Below are 6915 nucleotides of genomic sequence, written 5' to 3' on the forward strand. Positions count from 1 at the left end.
AAACATGGTTGCTATGGTACCTATATGAATTAGGTTTTTCATAATTCATAAGGTATCCACCTTCTATGTAATTCTTGTCGTACTTACTTTTTGCCATATCTGTATTCTCTTCTATTCATATTTCTCAGCCGATATTCAGCAGGATTACAAGATTGTTTTTTTTCAGGGCACTTGGTATGGGACCCCCAAGTGACAATATTATTCCATTCAATTAGTTGATCAACTTTCCTTAAATTAAAAGCATAATAATGTTCGATAATCTTCCTTCCCTTCTCATTATCTTTCAAGGCACTCTCCTTGTGACGTATGTCAATTATTTCTTTCGCTGAAGAATTATAAAATTTCTTTGTGATGGATTCCAGAATATTAAGTTCTTTCTGCGTGAAAATTAAAAAATTTGCTCTGTAAATGGTATGGAATGCTTAACCCTGTATTGGTTTAGCAATTGATTGAAATTCAAATTAGCAAATAAATAATCTTCAAACTTTTCACCAGTCTCTTCGCATATATATGTGTGCGATATAATATGAAATTCCTCTTTTCTGAATTTCAATTTTCTCCATTCTTTATGAACGGTCATGTTTTTTCCAGTAAATGGACTTTTCATAATGTTAAATGTTTTTTAAGCTAAATAGCAACGATAGGAACAGGCAAGGCTCAAGTTTTAATCCATTACACAACTAAACTTCAATCCCAGGCGGCGTATTAATCCAAAATCATCTATCCATTGGACTCCCATGTTTTCGCAAACATTTGGAATCTTAATTCGCCGTGAAGAAACTACATTTGTTTTTTCTTCCTTGGTAACCACAATAGCTTGTTCATGAATGGCATGAGCGATTACCCATGGGTCAGCAATTGATCTTGCCTTTGTATTGTCAACAAGATATTTATGCTTTTCATCTTTTGCATATATATCTTTCAGGCACTTAGTTACTAATTCATCAATCCTTCTTACAGGAATATAACTTTCTTTGAGCCATTTGGATAGTGCATCCTCAGTTTTATTTATTTCATCACGAACTGCTTCTGGAATAAATATTCTTCCATCTTGCCCCAACCGGTTAAGGATAACCCAATAGTCAGCACAAAAATCAGGTGAATAGTATTTTTGCCATGCTTGTATCAGCACATTTGTATCAATACAAAATATCTCTTTTTCTGTTTTCATTTGTAAAGCTGTGCTTCAAGCTTAGGGAACTTATTGGTGGGTGTATTCAATAGATTACTGGCAAGATTGGGTTCAAGTGAACCTCCTTTAAAAGCATCCAGTACAATCTGAGTAAACAAACGACTATTCTTATTAACCCTCAATAAATATGGGCTTGGGCCACCTTCTCTCTCTTTTTGCCTGGCTTTACGATTTTCCTCTTGTCTTAAAAAATCCTGGAAGCCTTTGTCTGCTTCTTTTTTCAGATACCTGTATTCATCAACTGTAATCAGGTTCAGTTTCAGGGCCCGGACCAAAAACGCAAACGAACTTACCCCCAATCGCTTAGAAATCCCGAATACTTCACCCGGAGTTTTCATTGATGCCGATTCAATCCTGAGCATATATTCTTTTGGCATCAGGGCATTGGCTGCAACTTCACTGCAGAATAATTCAACAGGATCATATTTATCTTTATCTTCCAATACTGGTTGAACCGCATTTGATATGCCTGATTTAGCTATCCATAAATGAGCCAGCTCATGGACAAGTGTAAATAATTGCGGGGCATTCCAGTCATCTGTATTTATAAATACAAATGGTGCGTAAGAATCGGCAATCGCAAAGCCCTGCAATTCGTCACTATCCAGTGTAAGTCTCGAATGAACAAAACTGGTCCTTGACACAAAAATTCCCTTTAATTCAGCTTTATCAATCCATTCCTTAATTGGATTATCCATTACATAAAACAATGGATTAATTTCTAAAGTTTCAAGGATATCCCTGGCAACCATTACCGGGTCATCCGTAACAGAAAACTTCCCGATAAACGGTACCTTAGGCTCACCGTTTTCTTCATTCACTTCACTGATCCACGCTTGCTTCTGCTGAATTTCACGAATAATAAAAACTGAAGCTGTACCTAATGTCTTTGAACCTTTTCTTCTGAAATCCTGTAATGGTTGGAAATCAACGGGAATATCCGGTAAAAATAGTAAGGCAAAAGGGCGCCGATATGCTTTAGCTAAATTCTGAGCCTGTCGTATTGTAGGCTGACTTAAACCCTCTTCCCATTTTTCAAGCTTGCTGACAGGCACAGATGCTTTTGATGCGGCCACTTCTACCTGCATCTTTGCAGATTCTCTGGCCCATTTAAGTACCCTGGAATTTATGTATGCTCTGTCTGCCATCAAAGTCAAAATTAACTGCTTTTATGGAGAATTAAATTATTACATCCTCCAATCACGCACTACCAAGTTATAAAACTATTTTATTTCCATTACAATCAACAAGCAAAAATATTCAGCAAATTACACCACTACCGATTCATGAAGATACCTTTCCGGTATCAATTCCAGGACATTGTCATTGTACAGGTGGATATTCTTATAGGAAATTGTTTTGTTTTGTGCGAGCGCTCCTATGATAATTGCCGGGTGGACATTCAGGTGACGGGAGCATTTTTCAATTTTCGACCGGGCAAGATAATTTAATGAATCTTTCAGGTATTCCAGTATTTCAGGGTGCCTGAGCTTTTCCGAGGCAATTCGATTAGCTTCATTCTCCTTGTCATCTTCTGTTACCTCTTTCAGATTGTCAAGAATATAAGGCGTTTGCTCATTAAGGTGAAACAATACATGCGCAATCTCATGTGCAACCGTAAACCAGAAATTATCAATTCTTTTATATCGTGCTGTATAGATAATTACAGGGTTACCACCATCATAAAAAGCTGCTCCATCAAGATATGTTTTTTCCAGATGTGGAAGCACAAAAAACTTTACCCCACAATTTTTCAATTCAGAAATGAACTCACCTATCCCTCCGGTTCTGTTGGTATAAGTAAAAATTTCATTAAACAGGGTTTCTAGTTTCTTACTATTATAGCCATGGACATCCAACCCGGAAGCAACTTTTCTGGCCATCTGTAACCATGTTGCGCTATAAGAAGCATTGAACTGATTGTATGCATCCGACTTCCTCTGATAGTATTCAAGTACATTATTAACTGAGGCTGGATCAAATTCATCAACACCCCAAAACTCTGATACCTGCTTTTTCAAATGATCAATATCCCGGGGTTTTCCAATCCAACCCTTCCTGACCATATCGCGGACAGGCATATGGCTGTAAATAGCAGCCTTTTCTGCAACAGCATTTTCTTTGTCATCGCTACCCTGCTCAAGCCACAATCTGTAATCATTGTCAATATTGAGCCAATATTGTGGTGATGTGCCGAATGCATTGGAAAGCAGCCGTGCCAGATCCGTAGTCAATGGCTGTTTATCAAGTAAAATGCTATTAAGGTGCTTAAGAGAGATCCCAAGTATTTCGGCAAGCTCCTGCTGCACCCAGCCACGTAATTCCATTTGCTCGCGGATGAAATATCCGGGACCAAAATTTTTTGCTGCCCTTAGTTCATTTATATGAGCCATAATGTAAAATTATTAATCGCCATAATGACTTGAAATCCTGAATATAGTAAAGTCACCCCTGCTTTTATCTTCGTCTTCCCATTCAACCTTCATTTCAAGCCGGTATTTTCCAGATAATCTAATGGAATAATGGTCTTTATACTTTTCAAAATTCAATGCAGGATCCCTCCAAAGATCATAGATATCTCTTGCGGCCGATATTTTTTGGATTGTGGCAAAGAACTTATCAATAATATCTTTCCGCAATTTAAGCTTCTTTGAAGTTCCAGTTTCATAAAGGTTTTTCAGATCTTTATCGATAATATAAACGTTCATTCAAATTAAATGTTATACAAATATAGCAACATCATGTTAAATTACAATATCGCTTTTTAAATATTAGGTTAAATTTAATAATCCGTTTCTCATAAAAGCTATTTCTATTTAAATTTACAAAATTTTCTTCACTCTTCCCCCAAGAAATATTCTACTCAGAATCCACCACTATCCCCGATATTTCCTATATTTGTTAACCTTGTGATAATTACGGATATTTATCTGCGAAACTCCAAAAACTCGCCGTCAATTGGGTAACTTCAGGTTCCTGCATAGTGAATGGCCGGATATTTACCGGGAAGCCAGTGAGGCGGAGGGTCTGGCGTTTACATCGCCCAAGGCCTGCGCCATCATCTGCCGGAGCGCCCTCGAAAAGGCTGTCCGCTGGCTCTATGCCAACGATCCCGACCTGAGCGAACCCTATGATACCAAACTTGCCTCCCTCATGCACGAGCGGTGTTTCCGCGATATCCTGAAGCCTTCCATCTTCCGCGAGATAAACCTTGTCCGCAAGCTGGGCAACAACGCCGCCCACGGCCACTCCATCAGCCGCGACGAGTCGCTTATCGCCCTCAAGAACCTGTTCCGCTTCCTCAGCTTCATGGCCCTCTACTATGCCGAAAAGGAGCCTGTCATCCCCGGTTTCGAAGAGTCTCATATCCCTTTCGGGGAAAAGAAAGAACATGACCTTGCAGAACTTCAAAGGCTGCAGGATCTGCTGGACAGGAAAAACGAGCAATCGCGCATCGAACGTCAACAGCTCGAGGCCCGGGCAAGGGAAGTGGAGGAGCTTCGCAGGCAACTGGAGGCTCAGCAGCAGGAGGTCAAAGAGAGAAAGACTGGTCGTGAGCAGGTGCACGACACCGATAAGGAGATACCCCTGCTGGTATCGGAGCAGCTTACCCGGAAGCTCTACATAGACCAGTCCCTTAAAGAGGCCGGCTGGATAAATTTCCGCGAAAGCTATGACATAGAGTACGAAGTTACCGGCATGCCGGTCAGCACCAACCCGTCGGGTACCGGCTATATCGATTACGTTTTGTGGGGCGATGACGGCAAGCCGCTGGCGGTGGTGGAAGCCAAGCGTACCATGGCCGACGTGCGCAAGGGAAGGCACCAGGCAACTCTTTACGCGGACTGTATTCAGGCCAGGTTCGGAAGGCGGCCTGTCATCTACTATACCAACGGTTTTGAGATCTATTTCTGGGATGATACTTTCTATCCGGAGAGGGAGGTGCACGGTTATCATACCAAAGATGAACTGCATCTGATGGTGGAGCGCAGGAGGTCGCGGACCGACATACGGAGGTTCAGGGTTAACGAGAGCATAGTGGAACGCAAATACCAGATCGAGGCGATCCGCCGTGTGGCCGAGGCTTTTGCCAGGGATGATGAGCACGGCCGGCTCACAGGAGGGGCAAGAAATGCACTGCTGGTGATGGCTACCGGTTCGGGGAAGACGCGCACGGCCATTGCGATTACCGATATGCTGACCAAGTGCAACTGGGTGAAGAGGGTTCTGTTTCTCGCCGACCGTAACGCGCTGGTCAAGCAGGCAAAGGATGCCTTCGGCGAGCATCTCCCCCACCTCTCGTCGATCGATCTTACCAAAGAGAGGGAGGATCCGGGAACCAGGCTGGTGTTCAGCACCTACCCCACCATCATGAACAAGATCGATGCTGTCAGGAGTGATGATAACCGCTTCTACGGTGCCGGCCATTTTGACCTGATCTTCATTGATGAGGCACACCGGTCGGTGTACCAGAAATACGGGGCTATTTTTGCGTACTTTGACTCGATGATCGTGGGACTGACGGCCACGCCGAAGAAGGATATCGACCGCAACACCTACGAACTGCTTGATATAGAAGATGACAATCCAACCTTTGCCTATGAGCTGGACCAGGCTGTGCAGGACGAATTTCTTGTTCCGCCGAAAGGCATATCGGTCCCCGTCAAATTTATGCGCGAAGGAATTAAATACAGCGAGCTTACGGAGAGGGAGAAGGAGGAGTACGAGGAGAAGTTCGGCGACCCGACCACCGGCGAGGTGCCTGACGAGATTGGCAGCGAGGCGCTGAACAAGTGGCTGTTTAATGCCGATACGGTGGACAAGGTGCTGCTGTACCTGATGGAAAAGGGGATTAAGGTGCAGGGGGGCGACAGGCTGGGTAAGACCATCATCTTTGCGAAAAATCATGAACATGCTGTATTTATTGAGAAGCGGTTCAACAAGCTTTTTCCCGAGCACCGGGGCAAATTCCTGCGGGTGATTGACCATTACGAGAACAAGGCGCAGGACCTGCTTGAAAAGTTTGTCGATCCTCATGCAGAACGAAATCCGCAGATAGCAGTATCGGTCGATATGCTCGATACCGGTATTGACGCACCCAGGGTGGTGAACCTGGTATTCTTCAAGATGGTGAAGTCGCAGGTCAAGTTCTGGCAGATGATAGGCCGCGGCACCAGGTTATGCCCCGATCTTTTTGGTCCGGGAGTGGACAAGAAACATTTTCTGATATTTGACTACTGCCAGAACCTCGAATTCTTTGAAGCCAATCCCGACGGTACCGAAGGCAAAACTATCAAGAGCCTTTCGCAGCGGATATTCGAGATGAAGCTTGATGTGGTAATGGCGATCAGGGAGGCGGGGGCACCGGGGGAGACAGAAGCTTCGGTTGCTTCTGGTGAGGGTAGCGGTTCTGGGGATGAAGGAGCTGCGGCGGAGGCAGGAGCTTCGATAGATAAGGAGGCTGCGGCAGATGATGGTGTTTCGGCAGATGATCTATCGGAGGCGGAGGCTCCCCCCGATGATGAAGATTTTGAGCTGGCCGGTGATTATACCGGACAACTTCACCGGCAGATCCACGACCTGGACCGGGAGCGGTTCGTTGTTAAGATGAACCTTCGGTGGGTGCTGGAGTATTCGTCTGCGAAACGCTGGGGAAACCTGTCCAGAAGCGATGTGGCCGACATAAAAAGAAATATTGCCCCGCTCATGCTGCCGGCAGAAAA

General features: G+C 43.9%; 6 protein-coding genes. 1 reads left to right on the plus strand and 5 read right to left on the minus strand.

The features are described from left to right. Nucleotides 1-388: 388 nt before the first annotated feature. The 5 genes from EA408_08080 to EA408_08100 all read right to left on the minus strand — a co-directional run bounded on the left by EA408_08080 (nucleotide 389) and on the right by EA408_08100 (nucleotide 3900). Nucleotides 389-607: a hypothetical protein gene (locus tag EA408_08080; GenBank protein ID TVR71901.1), complete on the minus strand. Its 219-nt coding sequence runs from the start codon at nucleotides 605-607 to the stop codon at nucleotides 389-391. A gap of 57 nt (nucleotides 608-664) precedes the next feature. Then, nucleotides 665-1171 (minus strand): DUF4411 family protein, encoded by a 507-nt coding sequence (locus EA408_08085; GenBank protein ID TVR71902.1) that lies wholly within the window; start codon nucleotides 1169-1171, stop codon nucleotides 665-667. Then, nucleotides 1168-2340 (minus strand): ImmA/IrrE family metallo-endopeptidase, encoded by a 1173-nt coding sequence (locus EA408_08090; GenBank protein ID TVR71903.1) that lies wholly within the window; start codon nucleotides 2338-2340, stop codon nucleotides 1168-1170. Before EA408_08090 ends, EA408_08085 begins: the two co-directional genes overlap by 4 nt. A gap of 120 nt (nucleotides 2341-2460) precedes the next feature. After that, nucleotides 2461-3585, minus strand: coding sequence for an ImmA/IrrE family metallo-endopeptidase (locus EA408_08095; GenBank protein ID TVR71904.1), 1125 nt, complete (start codon nucleotides 3583-3585; stop codon nucleotides 2461-2463). 12 nt (nucleotides 3586-3597) lie between these two features. Beyond that, nucleotides 3598-3900 (minus strand): hypothetical protein, encoded by a 303-nt coding sequence (locus tag EA408_08100; GenBank protein ID TVR71905.1) that lies wholly within the window; start codon nucleotides 3898-3900, stop codon nucleotides 3598-3600. Nucleotides 3901-4150: 250 nt separating this feature from the next. Between EA408_08100 and EA408_08105 the strand changes: the two genes are divergently transcribed. Continuing rightward, nucleotides 4151-6915: DUF4145 domain-containing protein (locus EA408_08105; GenBank protein ID TVR71906.1), on the plus strand; the 2765-nt coding region annotated here is incomplete at its 3' end.

The sequence above is a fragment of the Marinilabiliales bacterium genome (assembly GCA_007695015.1).
Classification (GTDB): Bacteria; Bacteroidota; Bacteroidia; order Bacteroidales; family PUMT01; genus PXAP01.

Excerpts from the sequence above, each read along its gene's own strand:
- EA408_08080 (TVR71901.1), bottom strand. The coding sequence starts at position 607 with ATGAAAAGTCCATTTACTGGAAAAAACATGACCGTTCATAAAGAATGG.
- EA408_08085 (TVR71902.1), bottom strand. The coding sequence starts at position 1,171 with ATGAAAACAGAAAAAGAGATATTTTGTATTGATACAAATGTGCTGATA.
- EA408_08090 (TVR71903.1), bottom strand. The coding sequence starts at position 2,340 with ATGGCAGACAGAGCATACATAAATTCCAGGGTACTTAAATGGGCCAGA.
- EA408_08095 (TVR71904.1), bottom strand. The coding sequence starts at position 3,585 with ATGGCTCATATAAATGAACTAAGGGCAGCAAAAAATTTTGGTCCCGGA.
- EA408_08100 (TVR71905.1), bottom strand. The coding sequence starts at position 3,900 with ATGAACGTTTATATTATCGATAAAGATCTGAAAAACCTTTATGAAACT.